Below are 17,332 nucleotides of genomic sequence, written 5' to 3' on the forward strand. Positions count from 1 at the left end.
TTCAAATGGCACATAAGGACAACTTTTAATGTGCTCTATGCTAATCTTTGTTCCATAATATCTTACTCTGTGTAAATAAAAGACTCTTTTCATGCCAGTGATACGTATATGTCAGTTGTAACTGCTTCTGCAAAGCTATTAGAGCCAGTCTTGCAGATGGCTCAACATTATCGCATGGAGCCATCCCAGGTACTCAATTGTGTACATCTAACTTATGATGAGTTCACAAAACCCGGTGCCCGCTTTCCTGCTTCGCGCTTTAATCTTGTTTTACAAGCGTTAGCCGAGATATCGAATAACCCACTTATTGCACTAAACCTTGGTGAAGCTACTCAGCCTCGTTTGCTCGGATCAATTGGTTTTCTTATATCAACAGCGCCGACGTTAGATAAGGCTTACCAAACACTTGTTGACTACTTCCCTCTTCTTTTTGAGGGCGCTGTATTACACATGGAGCAAACAATAGAAGGCACGTTACTTACAATTGAAATGAACTCACCGGAGCTACATCCCATTGAGTACTTTCTTGCTTGTTTGGTTAATTGGCCACGATCCTTAACAGGTCAGCAGGTCCCCGTTAATTTTGTCCGTTTCACTTTTTCAGAACCTGAGAACCCACAATCTTATCAGAGATTTTTTGCTGCCGAAGTAGAGTTTGATGCCGCTTGTAATCAGATTTTATTACCTAGCCAGTATCTTGCTCATAGTTGCTTAGATGCAAATGAAGAGATGCATCAATTACACCGTGAATTTGCTGACTCGCTTTTAAGCAAATCTAACCAACAAAGTGCCCTAATTGCACAGACACGGCATCTAATACGACAGCAACTAAATGAAGGAGGAGGAACGGTTCGTCGTGAGCAAGTTGCCGCCTGTGTTGGCTTGAGTCTACGGACGCTTCAACGAAAATTAGGCGCATTAGGTACGAACTTCCAAGATGTATATGATCACACACGAAAAGAGATAAGTTTACAACATATACAACGTGGGCAATTAAGCTTCGGTGAAATAGCATTTCAGCTTGGTTTTTCTAATCAATCGGCATTTCAAAAAGCATTTAAACGCTGGATGGGCCTTGCTCCAAGCTCGTATCGTCAACAAATTAATCCGGCCGTTTTACCTCAGAACATTATACTACCTCCCTCAAAACCAACTAATACGGCGTGGCTAGAATTCGATAATATTCAGGATGAAATAAAGCAGCGTATAATAGGGCTTAATGGTTTTAATTTGCAGCTTCTTGAGTATGCAGCCCTCTTTGGAGAACGGTTTACTCTCGCAGAATTAAGTAAAGCGACCGATAACCCCGTAGCACGTATAGCAATACACCTTTGGCCTGCAGAACAGCTAGGGCTTATCACTTCCATATCATTGCTACAAAATGAAAGTAACTCTGACCAAGATGAAAAGACAGCTTATGTTTTTTCTCATATTGACATTCGTCACACCTTAAATGAGTGCATGACAGATACAGATAAAGCTCAACGCCACTTGAGCATTGGTGAAGTGATGTTTGATGCGCTTCCTTCCCCATTTTCACTTGATCAAATAAAGCCTGTTCTTGCACATCTTAATGACGGAGCAAAGTTATTAAAAAATGTGCTTTCATCAAATATAGACATACCTAGAAAGCTCAAAGCATTAAACATTCAAGCAGCTTTACTTGCAGAATCACAGCAGGAGTATTTGTATGCACAAGACTGCTTTAAACAGGCATATTACCTCCTCCCTGATGAGCAACATGATGAGAAATCAAAACTCTTATTGGAAAGTGTTCGGTTGCTGTTGTTAGGAGGCAGAATAGATCGTGCTCAAGAATATTTAACTAGAATCCCTACATCTACTAATCTTGAACAAGTGATTGTTGCGGGGTTGATGCAAGCAAAAATCTATCAACATAAAGGGTTACATACTGAGTCATTAACACATTTGCAGCATAGCCTAGCAGCCTTAGATCCAGCATTTCCAGATAATGAAACGGAGCAGTTATCTTTACTACTGACTCAGCTGCATGAGATAAGTGATCTTTTTGATGCCTCATTGATCACGAGCATCCCACAAATGCATGATCAAAAGAACCTATTACGTTTGCAGCTATTAGAACAAATTAGTTTGTTAGCACGTCAACAACGCCAGCCTTTACTTGCCGCCTGTGCTATCAGTCAAATGGCTTTGCTTACTATTAAATATGGTCATAGTTCACTAACCGCTTTTTCTTTTGTTAGCTACGCATGGGTTGCTAGTTGGTTTTGTGCTGATTTTGCTTTGGCACAGGATTTTTCAGAACAAGGTATGGAACTTGCCACTGGATTTAGAAAGCCGACTTTACTTGTAAATAACACAGAGCCAAATATTAAAGACAAGTCTTCACTAAGTGCTGTGCTTTTTCAAAGTAGCCAGGTGCTACATTGGTTTACTCCTTTGGAAGTAGCCATGTCACAATTACAGAGTGTTGATGATCTTGCAACTGCACATAGCCAATGGTTAATACAGAGTGATTGTCGAGTATTACGTCACCAGTTGATGTTTTTTTCTGCTATGCCATTGACTGAGCAATCTATGCTTTGCCAAGAAAGTCACGCAAGTATGGTAAGTCAAAGGCAGACATATCAAGCGGCATGCTTAGCAGAATCTACTCAGCTATTGCTTCTGCAATTATGCTCAAGTACCGAACCCCATAGCACGGTGACATATAGGCATGGCTGGCAAGCGGTTAGTACGATTATAGGAGCGTTATTATTAGACCAGCAATCAGTATGGCCTGACTTGTTCGCATGGGAAGCTTCACTTGAAAATGAACTTGCTGGTTATTTCTGTGTGGCTGAAGCTTTATTTTGCACGGCAATGATGCGATTAATACAATCTCAGCAACAACATAATATGGGTAGAAAACGCCGATTAGAAATTGAACAAATTGAATCACGACTAGAACTTTGGGCAAGACATTGTCCCGCAAATTTCAAAGGACAATTGTTGTTACTCCAAGCAGAAAAATCTAGGTTATTAACCCGGCAATCCCCCAATAACAGCAATAGTACCGATCCAGCAGTGTTATTTGAGCAAGCAATTAAAGAAACAGAAATACATGAATTTGGATACCACAAAGCGCTTTGTTATGAGCGATATGCAGATTATTTGCACGCTCAAGGCCATGTTATACTTGCTCGGTTTTGTTTAAACGAATCCAGCTATCTATATCAACGCTGGGGGGCATCAGCTAAAGTGGAACAGCTAAGACAAGCGTATGCTTTACTGGCAATATAACGCTTATAATTAATAGCTCTCAATCTAATAATAAACAGTGATTAATCAATTATGGTTCCATGGAAAGTGCTAGTTGTCGATGATGAAGAAGGCATTCACGGTATAACCCGGATGGTATTTCGTGGCTATGAGTTTGAGCAGCGGCCAATTGAACTGATTAGTGCGATGAGCGGCAATGAAGCACGTGAACTTTTAATTCAACATCCTGATATAGCATTGGCATTACTCGATGTTGTTATGGAGACAGATAGCGAGGGTTTGCAACTAGTTGAACATATTCGAGACGGGATGAATAATCGCGATATACGGATTATCTTACGTACAGGCCATCCTGGATATGCTCCTGAAGCTCAGGTAATTGTTAACTATGATATCAACGATTATTTAAGCAAAGCAGAGCTGTCGGCTTCGCGATTGTTAACCTCTGTGGTTGTTGGGCTACGGTCGTATAGAGACATAAAAAGCGCTCGAAAAAGTCCTGTAAGCATGAACGACTCTACGCCTGCCAATCAAATAACAGCAGAACAGCTGCATCAACAAATGCTGCCTTTGTTAAAACAAAGCTCACGTTTGCAGCAATTTGATCTGAACCCTGTAGCTCATGATATTACGGTTAATTTACATGCACAGCACCAGCGACTCAGCAATAGTGTCAGCTTACTGAATCTTAGTGAGCAGTCTTTTAAACCAGAACTGATTGATCTTGCTGATTTACTTAATGAAGTACTTCACATTTTTTTACCTCAAAGCCGACGTGAGGGTTGGATACTGGACTATCGATTGAATAATGATTCAGTAAATACTTTACCCGCGCAAATTAAGTCCGATGCTATATACCTCAAACAACTGCTAATAAGTGCTGTTGAAGTGATGATTCTTTCATCAGATGGCAATGATTTAAAAATCACCGTCCAGCAAGCAAAGCAAACAGGTCATCTTATTTTAACGTTTGAGCAGAGTAGCGGCCTACCTGTTTTCACTGCTACTGATTGGTCAAATCTACTATTGGAATACCTTCAGCGCTTAAGTATTACTTTGCAAGCTGATCTTCTAGAAAGAGACGAAAACGGCACTATTCAATGCATAATGCCTTATTAATTTTAGAAGGTGTTAACGCAATTAATGTAATGCATGTGTTTGATAAGACCGCTGATGCAGCTTCATATTGAGCTGGCTATGCAATACATGCCCATGTGATGGTTCATCCATAAGTTGCTCTGCATAATCTAATGCTTGATTGGTTTTAATCTGTTCAGTTAGTTTGTTTTTAACCAAACAATTATAGGCGAAAATTAACACCATATCGGCATCCTCTTCTCTGCCCATATGGTGAAATACGTTAGATAAATACATAGCGGATAGCATCATTAATGAAAGCGACAAACGATTAAAGCCCCCCCTTTCTATTAACATATTGGCTATATCATAAGCACTTCCAACATAGGGCAAAACTTTTTCCCATTCTCTATCTTTGTAATGTTTTTCTGACTCTTGCATCCAGTGGAAACAGTAATTGATGAGTTCATTCTCAGTAGCACTTGCATACTGGCTTCGATGTTTTGGGCAAATAAACTGCATGAAAGCCTCTTTTCAATGTTATTAACGGTGTAGTTCTTATGAATATATCGCATACAAATGATAATCATACTCATTAGCGTTAATATTACAATATCAAGAATGAAAATACTAATTGTGTTTTACGAAGACGATATGAGGATTAAGCTCTAGATAAACGACAGTAGCATTGCGCTACTGTCGTTAAGGATATAAGTAAATCTTAACGGGCTTGAGCGAGTTCCTGTAACTCACGAATAGCTACAGCAAAGATAGCTGAGTTATTTTGCGCAGAGCCACGGATTTCACTTAACAAGTGCTGCCAGCGTTGCATTAGTTGATGACGATTATGCAACCATTCTTTGACCAGAGCATCTCCCTCTTCATCATCAGTACCACTTTGCAATACATTAACAGTAATGGCTTGTTGGTGATTTGTTAGGTCTTCACGGAAGCCATCGCGAGACATCGACTCCCAATGACTATTTGTTTCAATCTCTTTAATCTGATGATCGAACCAATGAAGTTCTAAGTTATCACCTAAAGCAAAGTGTATTTGGGCAACACGCTCTAGCGACTGGCCTGTTTGCTCAGCAGCCTGGATAATGCTTAATAATGCATACAAATTATCAGCTCCCGCTACAACGGCAGCTAAGGAGGATGGTACGCCTGCAGTTACCAGATCATCATGTTTTTGCTGCCAGCGTGCCCGTGGCTCTCCTTTTAGAAGGTCGGATAATTGTTTGCTGATTTGCAAACTACCAGGGCGGAATTGTGATACCGCCGCAGCAACATCAATCTTTGGTCGTTGATGGCGCAAGAACCAATAAGTCGCACGACGAATTAAGCGGATAAGATCAGCCATCATTTGCTGTTGCAAAGCCGAAGTAACTTGGTTATCCAAAGACTCAATCTCTGTCCACAATTGATCAATACCAAACACATCACGAGCAATAACAAAGGCTGCGGCAACATCTGCCAAGCTTGCACCGCTAATTTGGCAAAGACGTTCAGTAAAGGTTATGCCCATACTATTAACCATGTCATTTGCAACTTGAGTTGCAATAATCTCTCCGCGTAAGCGATGGTTTTCAATTTCAGGGCTAAAGTCATCCACCAACCGTTGTGGGAAAGCGGTAAAGATCGCGCGGCTTAGATACTCATCTTTCGTGATGGAATCAACATTAAGCTTCTCTTTAAGCTCACCTTTAGTATATGAAATAAGGACACTAAGCTCAGGGCGAGTTAATCCTTCTCCTGATGCTTTTCTTGCCTGAAGTACTTCATCTGGCGGGATGAACTCAAGATCACGATCTAGTTTACCTTCCGCCTCTAAGCGATTGATAAGTAATATATATTCATCCATTGCACGACGGGCATGAGTATGGCCAACACTAATGGCTTGTGCTTGCTTGTAGTTATTCTTTAATACCAAAGTTCCTACTTCGTCAGTCATTTCTCGTAATAATGCGTTACGCTGTTTTACAGTCATATCGCCATTAGCAACAACTTCATTAAGCAATATCTTGATATTAACTTCATGGTCAGAGCAATCTACGCCACCGGCATTATCGATAAAGTCTGTGTTGGATTTACCTCCATGCAAGCAGAACTCCATTCGCCCTTGTTGTGTGAATCCAAGGTTTCCACCTTCTCCTAGTACTCTGCAGCGTAACTGATTACCATTTATACGTAAGCTATCATTGGCTTTGTCACCCACTTCGGCATGTGTTTCATGGGTCGCTTTAACATATGTCCCTATACCACCGTTCCAAATTAGGTCTACGGGTGCTTTCAACAAAGCAGTTAACAAGTCATTGGGAGATAAGCGATCTTCACTTATATCAAAACGTGTTTTCATTTGTGGCGAGATATCAATCCATTTTGATGCACGAGAAAACAAGCCTCCTCCCTTAGATATCAGCTCTGCGTTGTAATCTTCCCAACTTGAGCGTGGTAATACAAAGAGTCGTTGGCGTTCAACAAAACTACTCGCTGCATCCGGTGTAGGATCTATAAAGATATGCAGGTGGTTGAACGCAGCGCATAGTTGAATTGTCTCAGACAACAACATCCCGTTTCCAAAAACGTCACCAGCCATATCACCAACAGCAACAACACTAAACTCTTCGGTTTGTGTATCTAAACCTAACTCGCGGAAATGGAGCTTCACTGATTCCCACGCACCACGTGCAGTAATACCCATCCCTTTATGGTCATAGCCCTGAGAACCACCTGAGGCAAAGGCATCCCCTAACCAGAACCCGCGCTCTTCTGCGATCTCATTGGCGATATCGGAGAATGTAGCCGTACCTTTATCGGCGGCTACTACAAAGTAAGGGTCATCTTCATCGTGGCGAACTACATCAATCGGCGGTACTAGTGCACCACTTACAAGGTTATCTGTAATATCCAGCAGTGCTCGGATAAAGATTTGATAACTGGCGATTCCTTCTGCCATCCACGCTTCACGATCACCATTGCTAGGTAGTTTTTTGGCAACAAAACCACCCTTTGCACCAACAGGAACGATAACTGAGTTTTTAACTTGCTGCGCTTTAACAAGCCCTAGCACTTCGGTGCGATAATCCTCTAAACGGTCAGACCAGCGTAACCCTCCGCGGGCAACTTTGCCTCCGCGTAAGTGGACACCTTCAACACGAGCCGAGTAGACAAATACCTCAAACATCGGGCGCGGTAATGGCATGTCATTAATGGCATGCGGGTTTAGTTTAAATGCAAAGTAGTCTTTAAATTCACCGTTCTCATCTTGCTTAAAGTAACTGGTACGCAATGTTGCTTTAATCAGTTCAAGGAATCGACGCAGAATCTGATCTTCGTTGATATTAGCTACTTTATCTAATGCATCAATAATGCTGCTTTCGATACGGTCAGCCAATGCGCTGACTTTAGCACTGCCTTGACGGCTTGGTTCTAACCTTGCCCTAAATAAAGCAACTAGCAGCTTAGTGACCTGAATATGACGTGCTAATGTTCCTGCTATATAAGGCTGCGAAAAAGCAAAACGTATTTGTTTGCTGTAGCGTGCATAAGCACGCAGCATAGAGACTTCACGCCAGCTAAGGTTGGCGCCAATGACAAGGTGGTTAAACTCATCGTTTTCAGCATTGCCGCTCCAAATACTTGCAAAAGCGTTATGAAAGACATCTTTCACTTCATCCAGAACAACCGTTTCGTTCCCTTGATAAATAAGGGTGAAGTCGTGAATCCAGAAGATTTTCCCGTCGCCTCTTTGTACCGCATAGGGGTGCTCCCCCACCACTTGCATGCCAAGGTTTTCCAATACAGGAATGACATCAGAAAGTATTAAGGGCTGGTCTGCATTAAATAGTTTGAAGCGTAATATATCTTGGCTCTGTTCCAGAACACGGTAAAAGCTCATAGTGACTGGCGTGGTATCGTTGAGCTCCTCGATGCGCTGAATATCAAATACAGCACTGGTAACTTTAAAATGTTCACGATAAGCACTGTTAAAAGCATTTCGATAACTATGTTGTAAATAATTACCTTTCTCTTCGCCACAGGCGTCCATCAATGCAGCATGTAGCTCATCACCCCAATCACGAGAAATACTAATAATTTCTGTTTCGAGATCTGCCAAGTCAATTTCAATAGGGTTATCTGGATCTAAACGCAGAACAAATTGAACTCGAGCAAGAATAGATTCACTAAACGTTGTTGTGAACTCTACATCACCAGAAGCGCACGCTTTGGCTAGAATTCCTTGAACTTGCACACGCAGTGCAGTATTGAAAATATCGCGTGGTACGTAGTACAAAAAAGTAGCAAATTGGTTGCAACGGTCCTGCCTATAGAGCAAACGAATACGGCGTCTGTCATGCAAACTGAAGACGCCCATCGATAACTCAAGAAGCTCCTCTTCGGTAGAAAGCATTAACTCATCACGAGGCAGATCGTTCATGATCTGCATTAGCTCTTTACCATTGTGACTGCGTCGGTCAAATCCAGAGTGTTTAAGTACGTTTGCAGCTTTTCGCTCCATCACTGGAATAGTATCAATGGATTCAGAATAAACAGGTGATGTATAAAGCCCAAAGAAACGGCATTTCCCTGTTACGTTACCATTCTCATCAAAACGCTTAATAATGACGCGATCCATATAAGCGGGGCGATGTACGCGGGAATAGTGCGCATCTTTTGCAAACATAATAATGCTTGGTTCTAGCAAAAAAGCTTGCTCTGCTGTACGTAGATCATCAAAGGCTCGCTCGTTACGCTCACCCGACTGTTTAATTTTTAATGTGCCTAACTCGCTTTCTGGGATACGGCTTACCGTACCCTCTTTAATACTAATTTCGTCATAGCCTAAAAATGTGAAACGATCATTTAGCATCCATTTTAGGAATGCTTGGGCACCTTCAGCCTGATCTCCCTTTTGCTGCCCTAACTCATCTAATAAAGCATGAGCACGTGCCTGCATTTGAGGAAAGTCATCTACAACGATATGAATCTGATTCAGTACTTGTTGTAAGGAGGCAAGAATTGCTTTTAGTTCGGATACGTCACTGGTGCGGTCAATCTCAAGATAAATAAGTGCTTCAGCTTGAGCCGTACTATCTGCGGAATTGGTTAATTTTAGTAATTTGTCACCATCACGCTGGGTGAAAAGAATCTGGTTATGAATCGTATGAATCACCAATCCACGACGATTCAGTTCTATACGAACTGAATCGACAAGAAACGGCATGTCTGATTGTAGAATCTCAATAACAGTATGCTGGGCACGCCAACCATGTTGCTCTAAATCCGGGTTATATACATGTACTTTAGGTTGAGCAGCATTGAAGCTTTGCAAAAATTGCCAGCAAGACAAAGTGGCGCCATACAAGTTATCGAGTGATCGCTCGTTTAGCTCTTCTTTGGTCGTCGCTTGGTAATAATGTTGCGCGAAACCTCTAACAGCATCAAGGCGATCTGTTGGTAGTTTCGTACTTAAAAGGTCGGTCAGTGGAGCCAGCAAAGGATTGTTGTTGGATGCTAGTTCAGGCATGGTTATTTATTTTTTAACCCAGTTTGGATGATTAATTTTGCTCTGTAACGCTAGCACTGCTGCGGTCACAGAGCGCATGATTAGTTAGTCTTTAATAGAAGCACAGAACATTTAGCACGTTCGGCTACTCTTGCAGATACAGAACCCAGTAAAAACTCGTCAATTTTAGAGCGATGGTGTGCAGGCATAATAACTAAATTAATCTCTTTAGAGGAGATGTAATGAACAATAGTATCTGCCGGCGAACCTTCGTATACACGTAGTGTAGGCTGTATTTCAGAAGGCACCACTTTATGTGCATATTCCTGTAATTTTCTTGCCACCTCTTTTACTGCTTTGTTGTGATCTTTTTCACTAAAATATGAAGCTACAAATGAGTTTGTGAATCCCGGCACAACGGTGATCATGTGTAACTCTGATCCGTTTTCCTGTACTTCGCGTAATGCCAATTTTAGTGCCTGCTCGGCAAAAGCTGGTTCATTTAAGTCTATGGGGACGAGTACTTTATTAAACATCGCTCATACCTCTTGGATAGAACGTATCCATACCATAGCGGTAAGGATACATCTATATATCAAATAGTTTAGTTTGCATGCACTGGATTAGTGAGTACGGCTGAAGGCTTTTTACGGCGTCGTTGCAATAAAACAATGAGTGCCAGTAAAACAAGAGCAGGAATATAGACCCACTGTTTAGCAGGCTGTGCTTGTGGCACTTCTACGCCAGTAATTACTTGATCAAAAGCCAACCCTGCTTTTTCGGCTGGGCTGTCGTAGCCCACATAGTCTATTATTGTTTTTCCTTTACTGCTGATTAAAGCTAAACCGGCTGAGTCTAGTCGTGATACGCCATCCTCGCCCTCACCTAATGAAATTCGTGCCATAAATGAGCGCTGATTGCCTACGTCATCTTCACCATCGATCCAGAGACGCAAAGGCGTACCTGATGCAATGGAGTCAGCAGATTGTACTAATTCTGTCGGTGAAACTTGTTGATGGGGAGGCACCATCTGATCCATCCAAAAACCCGGTCGGAACAGAGAAAATGCTACCAAGATAAGCAGTACAGATTCATACCAACGGTTACGGACGATAAAGAACCCTTGTGTAGCAGCGGTAAAGATCAGTATGGCAATGGTGGCAACAATGAAGGTTTGAATACCCTGCAACCAAGTCACATTGATCAATAACAAATCAGTATTGAAAATAAACAAGAATGGTAAGACTGCGGTACGTAAGCTGTAGTTAAATGCGACAAAGCCTGTCTTTATGGGATCACCACCTGATACGGCAGCTGCAGCAAAAGAAGCTAATCCAACAGGGGGGGTTACATCAGCCATAATGCCAAAGTAAAACACAAACAAGTGAACAGCGATAAGTGGAACAATTAAGCCAGACTCTTGCCCAAGTGACACAACAACAGGCGCTAAAAGTGATGAAACTACAATGTAGTTAGCCGTCGTTGGTAACCCCATACCGAGTATTAAGCTCAGTACAGCAGTTAACATCAGCATGAGTAATAAATTCCCCATTGAGAGGATCTCAACTAAGTCAGCCAATACGGAACCAACACCTGTTTGCGACACGGCACCCACAATAATGCCGGCGGTTGCTGTTGCAATACCGATTCCGATCATGTTTCGAGCACCGACTATCAGGCCGTCCACCAGCTCATTAGCGCCTTTACGTAGCTGATGAGACACATTTTCTTGCTGGCGAAAAAAAGCCATTAATGGGCGTTGTGTTACCAGAATAACAATCATTAATACGGTTGCCCAAAAGGCAGACAGTCCTGGTGATAAGCGCTCAATCATTAAGCACCATACCAAAACAACAACAGGGAGTAAGAAATGCAGCCCTGATTTTACGGTTGGACCTACTTCAGGTAACTGAATCATAGGAGATTGAGGGTCATCTAACGTAAGGTCAGGTACTGATGAGGCAAAGCGCACAAGGTATAAGTAAACGACTACTAATAATGCTGCAATTACCAACCCGGATGATGCACCAAAGGTTGGTTTTATCCAACCAATCCCATAGTAAACAACCGCAGCAATAACAGCCGTCACAACAAAGCCAGTAAGCAAGCCTAAAATACGTAGATGCCAAGGTTTAATAGCCCCACGACGTGGTAAACCTTGCATTTCAAGCTTCAAAGCTTCTAAGTGCACAATGTAAACAAGCGCAATATAGGAGATGAGAGCAGGCAAAAATGCATGAGTTATTACCTCAACATAAGAGATCCCAACATACTCCACCATTAAGAACGCCGCAGCGCCCATAACGGGAGGCATAATTTGCCCGTTTACAGAAGAAGCGACTTCTACAGCCCCTGCTTTCTCAGATGAAAAGCCAACTCGTTTCATCATAGGAATAGTAAACGTACCGGTCGTCACTACGTTTGCAATCGAAGAACCTGAAATAAGTCCTGTTAGTCCAGACGCAACAACGGCTGCTTTTGCTGGGCCGCCACGCATATGTCCTAGTAAAGAGAATGCAACTTGGATGAAGTAGTTCCCTGCCCCCGCTTTATCTAGCAATGCACCAAATAAAACAAACAGGAATACAAAACCAGATGACACCCCAAGTGCAATACCAAAAACGCCTTCGGTCGTTAACCATTGGTGATTAACAAGCTCTTTTAGTGTAACGCCTTTGTGAGCGATGATGTCCGGCATATAAGGGCCGGCCAGTGAATAGGTTAAAAACACAATAGCCACAATCATCAAGGGTGGGCCAAGCGTTCGGCGAGCCGCTTCTAGCAGTAAAAGTAAACCCGCAATAGAAACAACCAAATCTTGTGTATTAGGAAGGCCTGGACGGCTTACAAGCTGCTCATAAAACAAGAAAATATATGACGCACAAAAAGCAGCAATGAGACTCAGTATTATATCGTTAATCGGTACACGGTGGTGTGGTGAATTGGCCAAGGCAGGGTAAGCCGTAAACGCCAAGAACATTGCAAAGCCCAAATGAATAGCGCGGACTTCGGTGTCATTAAAAATGCCAAAACTGCCAATGACAGGCCAGTCATAAAAAGGTAAAGGGGATGCTATCCATAGCTGAAAAAGAGACCAAAATAATGCAGTACCTAAAAGAAGTTTGCCTTGCCAGCCATGAGGGATTCTGGCACCAGTATCACTGGCAGCAACCATTTCCTGTAGTTCTTTTTCATCGAGTTCAGTTTGCGAGTTTTTGTTTTGATTGCGCAAATTCGTCATATTCAGCTCCCAGAAGTGGAATCAGGAATAAGAAAGAAGGAGTGCAAAGCACTCCTTCTTTGGCTAGTTGTAAATTACATCCAGCCTTTTTCTTTGTAGTAACGAACCGCACCTTCATGTAAAGGAGCCGATAGGCCGTTTGCGATCATATCTTTAGGGTTAAGATTTGCAAAAGCTGGGTGCAGCTTTTTGAAACGGCTAAAGTTATCAAATACAGATTTAACAACGAGGTAAACGGTATCAGCATCAACCTTAGCAGATGTCACCATAGTGGCAGCATTACCGAACGTCAGTACATCTGTATCAGAACCTTTATACATGCCGCCTTTGATGGTTGCAGGTGCATAGTAAGCGTTTTCTGAAATAAGCTTGTCGATGATAGCGCCAGTTACAGGGATCACTTTCGCATTACAAGAAGTTGTTGCTTCTTTAATTGCGCCTGATGGATGTCCAACAGAGTAAATCATGACATCAATTTTGTTATCACACAGCGCTTGAGCTTGCTCTGACGCTTTTAGTTCTGCTGCTAGCTTGAACGACTCACGCGTCCAGCCCTTTTTATCCATCAGAACTTCCATTGTACCGCGAGTACCAGAGCCTGGGTTTTGCAGGTTAACACGCTTACCAACGAGGTCATCGAAAGATTTAACACCTGAATCGGCACGTGCAACAACAGTAAATGGTTCATTGTGGACTGCAAAAAGTGCACGCAAATCAGTGAATGCGCCTTGCTTCTCAAATGACTTATGCGTTGTTCCTTCCAGTGCATAGTTCTGCCAATCAGATTGCGCCATACCCATATCCTGCTGCCCTTGACGGATAGCATTAATATTAGCAACAGAACCGCCCGTAGATGGAGCTGTACATTTAACGCCGTGATCATCAGTTCCACGGTTAACCAGACGACAGATAGACTGACCAACAACGTAATAAACCCCAGTCTGACCACCGGTTCCGATAGTTACGTAGGTTTGTTCTGCAGCGACTGCTCCAAAAGAAGCGGATAAGCCCACAGCGGAGGATAGAAGCGTAGTAGCAAGTTTACTTTTAAGAGACATGGTAATCCTTCTTATCGTTATGTTCCCGTAAGGGAGTTGCGTGAAGTCATTTCAGCCGTACGAAATACGGATTAAAAGCTGTAAAGCAAATACCTAACAGCATGACCCCTGCTTCCTACGTCGAGGAAGTAGGTACAACATACGAGAAACAGCACGACGAGAAGACCGCCTTCCATGCCAATTACACCTCCTAACGTGCCAATACTAAGAATAAGTACATCAAGAGCCAATAATCAGGCTATTTATTGTCCCCTTTAATGATCCTTGGGTTCTTCGTCGAAGCTTCGAGTACCTAACGTGCCGTATGGAGACTAAGCTATATTTGATAGAAAATTCACTTGGACGTTTTATTTAGTTTCAATTGCTGTTCTAAACTTTTCAAGTCTCCTCGCCCCCAAACATTGGACACCTTCTCGCCAAAAAGCGTGAATAGTGCCCACGCTTTTCCTGACCTAAAGAACCACGAAATGTAAAATCGTCATGCAATACATCCGGGCATCCCATAGCAATTGGTAAAATTTTTCAACTTGATCGCGAAGTCTATTCAAACTCATAACCTAGTACGGACGGAATTAGCTAGGTTTTCGCGCCAGTATGGTAGCAAACTGCAATTTTGCTCCATTGTGCATAGTACCTACATCTTCATTGTACTTAACCTGCTCCCACCCTCGATAAGCCTCACTCAATTGCCCTGCTTTTAGGGTAAAAGGAAAAGGTACTGGGCATGGTGTTTCTTCAGTGTTCATGGCGCAAACAATTAGATTATAACCACCAGCTATAGTGCGGTCCTGCATATCAGAAATAACAGCATCAACACGAGCAGGATCGAGAAACATTAAGGTTACGGTGCAGGCAATAAAACCATAGTCCTCTCCAAGGCTTGCATTGTTAATGTCGTACACGTGGGCTTTAATATTGCTCATCTTCTCTTCAAGAATAATGCTTTTCAGCATATCAATGGCACCGGGATTCGTATCTATGGCTGTAACGTTAAACCCGAGTTGGCCGAGATACACCGCATTACGTCCATTAGAACAACCCATATCTAACGCATCGGTCGGTTCAATAACTTTGCACGCCTCTACCACTTCACTATGCGCAGGATTTAAGCCATAACGGCTATTTAGATCAATTGTCATGGGAACCACTTAGTTTTTAAAAATGAGGGCTATTATCTTACGCCTTATATCGCCTGATTAAATAAAGTGCGAGTCATTCTTCCTGTTATTCCTTTTAAAAAATGACTCAGGACAGGGTGACAACTCTTAGAGCCAGTCCTACTAATACGATGCCACTTATCTTATCTATCATGGCAGATTGTTGCTGCAGCTTATCAATGATACGAGAATGAGATAATACGATAGCTACGGTGATGTACCAAAAGCTATCAATGGATACTACTGTGCCAAGCATGATTAACTGGTCAGCTAAGGTTAAATCGACAGTGACAAACTGAGAAAAAAGCGCAATGAAGAAAATAGCTAGTTTCGGGTTTAGAAGGGAAACCATTATTCCATCCCTCGCCACTTCGATAAGAGGTGCTGATGTATTATCAATACGAAAGTGGTTACCTCCCTTTGATCGTATTGCCTTCACCCCCATCCAAGCCAGATAAACAGCACCAATGTAAGTGATAAGTTTATATAGCACGGGAATTTCTGTTACCAGTACCGCTAGCCCCCATATGGTTAGCACTGCCCATACGGCGAGTCCCAAAGCATGTGTAATTGAAACAAGAATGCCATGAATACGTCCATTACATAGCGTATGGCGTAATACAACGGCTAGACTTGGGCCTGGTGAAACCGCGCCAAGACAACATATAGCAACGAGAGAGAGCCATGTGGCTAGGGTCATGGTGTTTACCTTGATCAATTTAGTTGCACTAGTTTATGCAAAATCAAGGTATGCGAGAAATGCAAATATAGAATGACTGCTATGAAATAAAATCATGCTCTTGAGGTGAGTACATCGACGTAATTAATTGATCCGCAATACAATTTCTAACCCATGTATGTGCCTGGTCTAGATCGTTCATCGCGTGCCAGCATAAATGGTAATGGTTCTGGGGTACTTTTATCGATAAGAGTCGGTAAGTCAGTGGAAAGTGATCTGCTGCATTACGGGCAATATGTGCTGGCAGAACCATTAAGGACTGATTACTGCCAATCACTTGAAATGCAGCAGAGAAAAAAGGAACTTCAAATAAAATACGACGCCTGATTCCTTTCGCTTCCAAGGCTTGGTCTAGGAAAGAATCTTTATCACCACCGCTATTCAAGTGCACAAAAGAATACTCTAGCATTGCGTCTAATGTCAGGGAGCGACTATCGGCCAAAGGGTGGTCGATAGCCATTAAACAAACCGGGCTGTCGCAGCCTAAGTGGACGCTGTGTATATTTTCAGGCACGGCGGATGTAGTTGTTGACACGAAATCTAATGGGAGCTGTCCAAGCCTACTCAGCCACTCTGGTTTCCACATTTCGTAGACGATATCAATTCCCGGCGCTTCTTTTTGCAACCGCTGCAAAATGTCAGGAAATATAAACTGGGCAACATAATCTGTACATGCAAACGAGAATCGACGTTGACATGACGCAGGGTCGAAGCGCTCCTCTCCTCGTAAACTATCGACATCGCAAATAATCGCCTGAATTCTGGGTTGTAGCTTTATTGCTTTGGCACTTAGTAAATAACCGTTACCCTCACGAATCAAAAGCGGGTCAACAAAATAATCTCTAAGCTGACTCAGCTGCCGGCTCATCGCAGACTGCGTTAGGCTGAGCCTAATCGAAGCTCTGGTTACATTTTTTTCTTCGAGCAGTACGGCTAGTGCCCTGAGTAGGTTAAGGTTAAGTCGCTCCACATTGATACCATATTGTAAGTTGAGTTTATTATTGGATAATCATGCATCATTTTTATACCACAATGTGCTCGTCCATTTAATTGATACAACTGTGAATCCGTTACTGGGACAAAAGGCTAGCGGTAGCCAGCCAGCTTACCTGTGGAGATCTTATTACCTTTATTAGAAGTGGTACTGCGCTCCAACACTCAATGAATAAGGCGTACCTGAGCTAAACGAGAAATTATTTAGCACACTTCTCCCCATCACCCGCATTGAGATACTTTCATTAAATTGGTATTGAGCGCCCACTCCATATTGCATTCGTATACTGCTGCTATTGTCATTCTTATGTGTTA

At 42.5% G+C, this 17,332-nt stretch carries 10 protein-coding genes; 2 read left to right on the forward strand and 8 right to left on the reverse strand.

Annotated features, from left to right (window positions below; genetic code table 11):
* The first annotated feature begins 108 nt into the window (after window positions 1-108).
* Window positions 109-3,264 carry an AraC family transcriptional regulator ligand-binding domain-containing protein gene (locus tag QZZ55_RS16235; protein WP_293268472.1) on the forward strand — a complete coding sequence of 1,052 codons (3,156 nt, stop codon included), beginning with the start codon at window positions 109-111 and terminating at the stop codon, window positions 3,262-3,264.
* A gap of 51 nt (window positions 3,265-3,315) precedes the next feature.
* On the forward strand, window positions 3,316-4,362 hold the full coding sequence (locus QZZ55_RS16240) for a response regulator (RefSeq protein ID WP_293268473.1): 1,047 nt from the start codon (window positions 3,316-3,318) through the stop codon (window positions 4,360-4,362).
* A 21-nt stretch (window positions 4,363-4,383) separates the two neighbouring features.
* Here the strand turns inward: QZZ55_RS16240 and QZZ55_RS16245 are convergent, their stop codons facing one another.
* The 8 genes from QZZ55_RS16245 to QZZ55_RS16280 form a co-directional block, all read right to left on the reverse strand.
* Window positions 4,384-4,842 (reverse strand): hypothetical protein, encoded by a 459-nt coding sequence (locus QZZ55_RS16245; protein ID WP_293268474.1) that lies wholly within the window; start codon window positions 4,840-4,842, stop codon window positions 4,384-4,386.
* Between the two features lie 199 nt (window positions 4,843-5,041).
* Complete coding sequence (locus QZZ55_RS16250; RefSeq protein ID WP_293268475.1) at window positions 5,042-9,850, reverse strand: NAD-glutamate dehydrogenase; 4,809 nt, start codon at window positions 9,848-9,850, stop codon at window positions 5,042-5,044.
* 80 nt (window positions 9,851-9,930) lie between these two features.
* Window positions 9,931-10,365: a universal stress protein gene (locus QZZ55_RS16255; protein ID WP_293268476.1), complete on the reverse strand. Its 435-nt coding sequence runs from the start codon at window positions 10,363-10,365 to the stop codon at window positions 9,931-9,933.
* A gap of 68 nt (window positions 10,366-10,433) precedes the next feature.
* Window positions 10,434-13,070, reverse strand: coding sequence for a TRAP transporter permease (locus QZZ55_RS16260; protein WP_293268477.1), 2,637 nt, complete (start codon window positions 13,068-13,070; stop codon window positions 10,434-10,436).
* A 74-nt stretch (window positions 13,071-13,144) separates the two neighbouring features.
* Window positions 13,145-14,128, reverse strand: coding sequence for a TAXI family TRAP transporter solute-binding subunit (locus QZZ55_RS16265; protein WP_293268478.1), 984 nt, complete (start codon window positions 14,126-14,128; stop codon window positions 13,145-13,147).
* 572 nt (window positions 14,129-14,700) lie between these two features.
* On the reverse strand, window positions 14,701-15,267 hold the full coding sequence (gene tehB, locus QZZ55_RS16270; RefSeq protein ID WP_293268479.1) for a tellurite resistance methyltransferase TehB: 567 nt from the start codon (window positions 15,265-15,267) through the stop codon (window positions 14,701-14,703).
* Between the two features lie 106 nt (window positions 15,268-15,373).
* The gene (locus QZZ55_RS16275) at window positions 15,374-15,985 is read right to left on the reverse strand and encodes a LysE family translocator (RefSeq protein ID WP_293268480.1); all 612 of its coding nucleotides are present in this window, start codon (window positions 15,983-15,985) and stop codon (window positions 15,374-15,376) included.
* Between the two features lie 79 nt (window positions 15,986-16,064).
* Window positions 16,065-16,994: a LysR family transcriptional regulator gene (locus QZZ55_RS16280; protein WP_293268481.1), complete on the reverse strand. Its 930-nt coding sequence runs from the start codon at window positions 16,992-16,994 to the stop codon at window positions 16,065-16,067.
* Between the last annotated feature and the right edge of the window lie 338 nt (window positions 16,995-17,332).

This window comes from Neptunomonas sp. (assembly GCF_016744175.1).
GTDB lineage: Bacteria > Pseudomonadota > Gammaproteobacteria > Pseudomonadales > Balneatricaceae > Neptunomonas.

What these genes read in the sequence shown, in the direction of transcription:
- tehB (WP_293268479.1), bottom strand. Translation starts at nt 15,267, where the DNA reads ATGACAATTGATCTAAATAGCCGTTATGGCTTAAATCCTGCGCATAGT.
- QZZ55_RS16235 (WP_293268472.1), top strand. Translation starts at nt 109, where the DNA reads ATGTCAGTTGTAACTGCTTCTGCAAAGCTATTAGAGCCAGTCTTGCAG.
- QZZ55_RS16245 (WP_293268474.1), bottom strand. Translation starts at nt 4,842, where the DNA reads ATGCAGTTTATTTGCCCAAAACATCGAAGCCAGTATGCAAGTGCTACT.
- QZZ55_RS16240 (WP_293268473.1), top strand. Translation starts at nt 3,316, where the DNA reads ATGGTTCCATGGAAAGTGCTAGTTGTCGATGATGAAGAAGGCATTCAC.
- QZZ55_RS16265 (WP_293268478.1), bottom strand. Translation starts at nt 14,128, where the DNA reads ATGTCTCTTAAAAGTAAACTTGCTACTACGCTTCTATCCTCCGCTGTG.
- QZZ55_RS16275 (WP_293268480.1), bottom strand. Translation starts at nt 15,985, where the DNA reads ATGACCCTAGCCACATGGCTCTCTCTCGTTGCTATATGTTGTCTTGGC.
- QZZ55_RS16260 (WP_293268477.1), bottom strand. Translation starts at nt 13,070, where the DNA reads ATGACGAATTTGCGCAATCAAAACAAAAACTCGCAAACTGAACTCGAT.
- QZZ55_RS16250 (WP_293268475.1), bottom strand. Translation starts at nt 9,850, where the DNA reads ATGCCTGAACTAGCATCCAACAACAATCCTTTGCTGGCTCCACTGACC.
- QZZ55_RS16255 (WP_293268476.1), bottom strand. Translation starts at nt 10,365, where the DNA reads ATGTTTAATAAAGTACTCGTCCCCATAGACTTAAATGAACCAGCTTTT.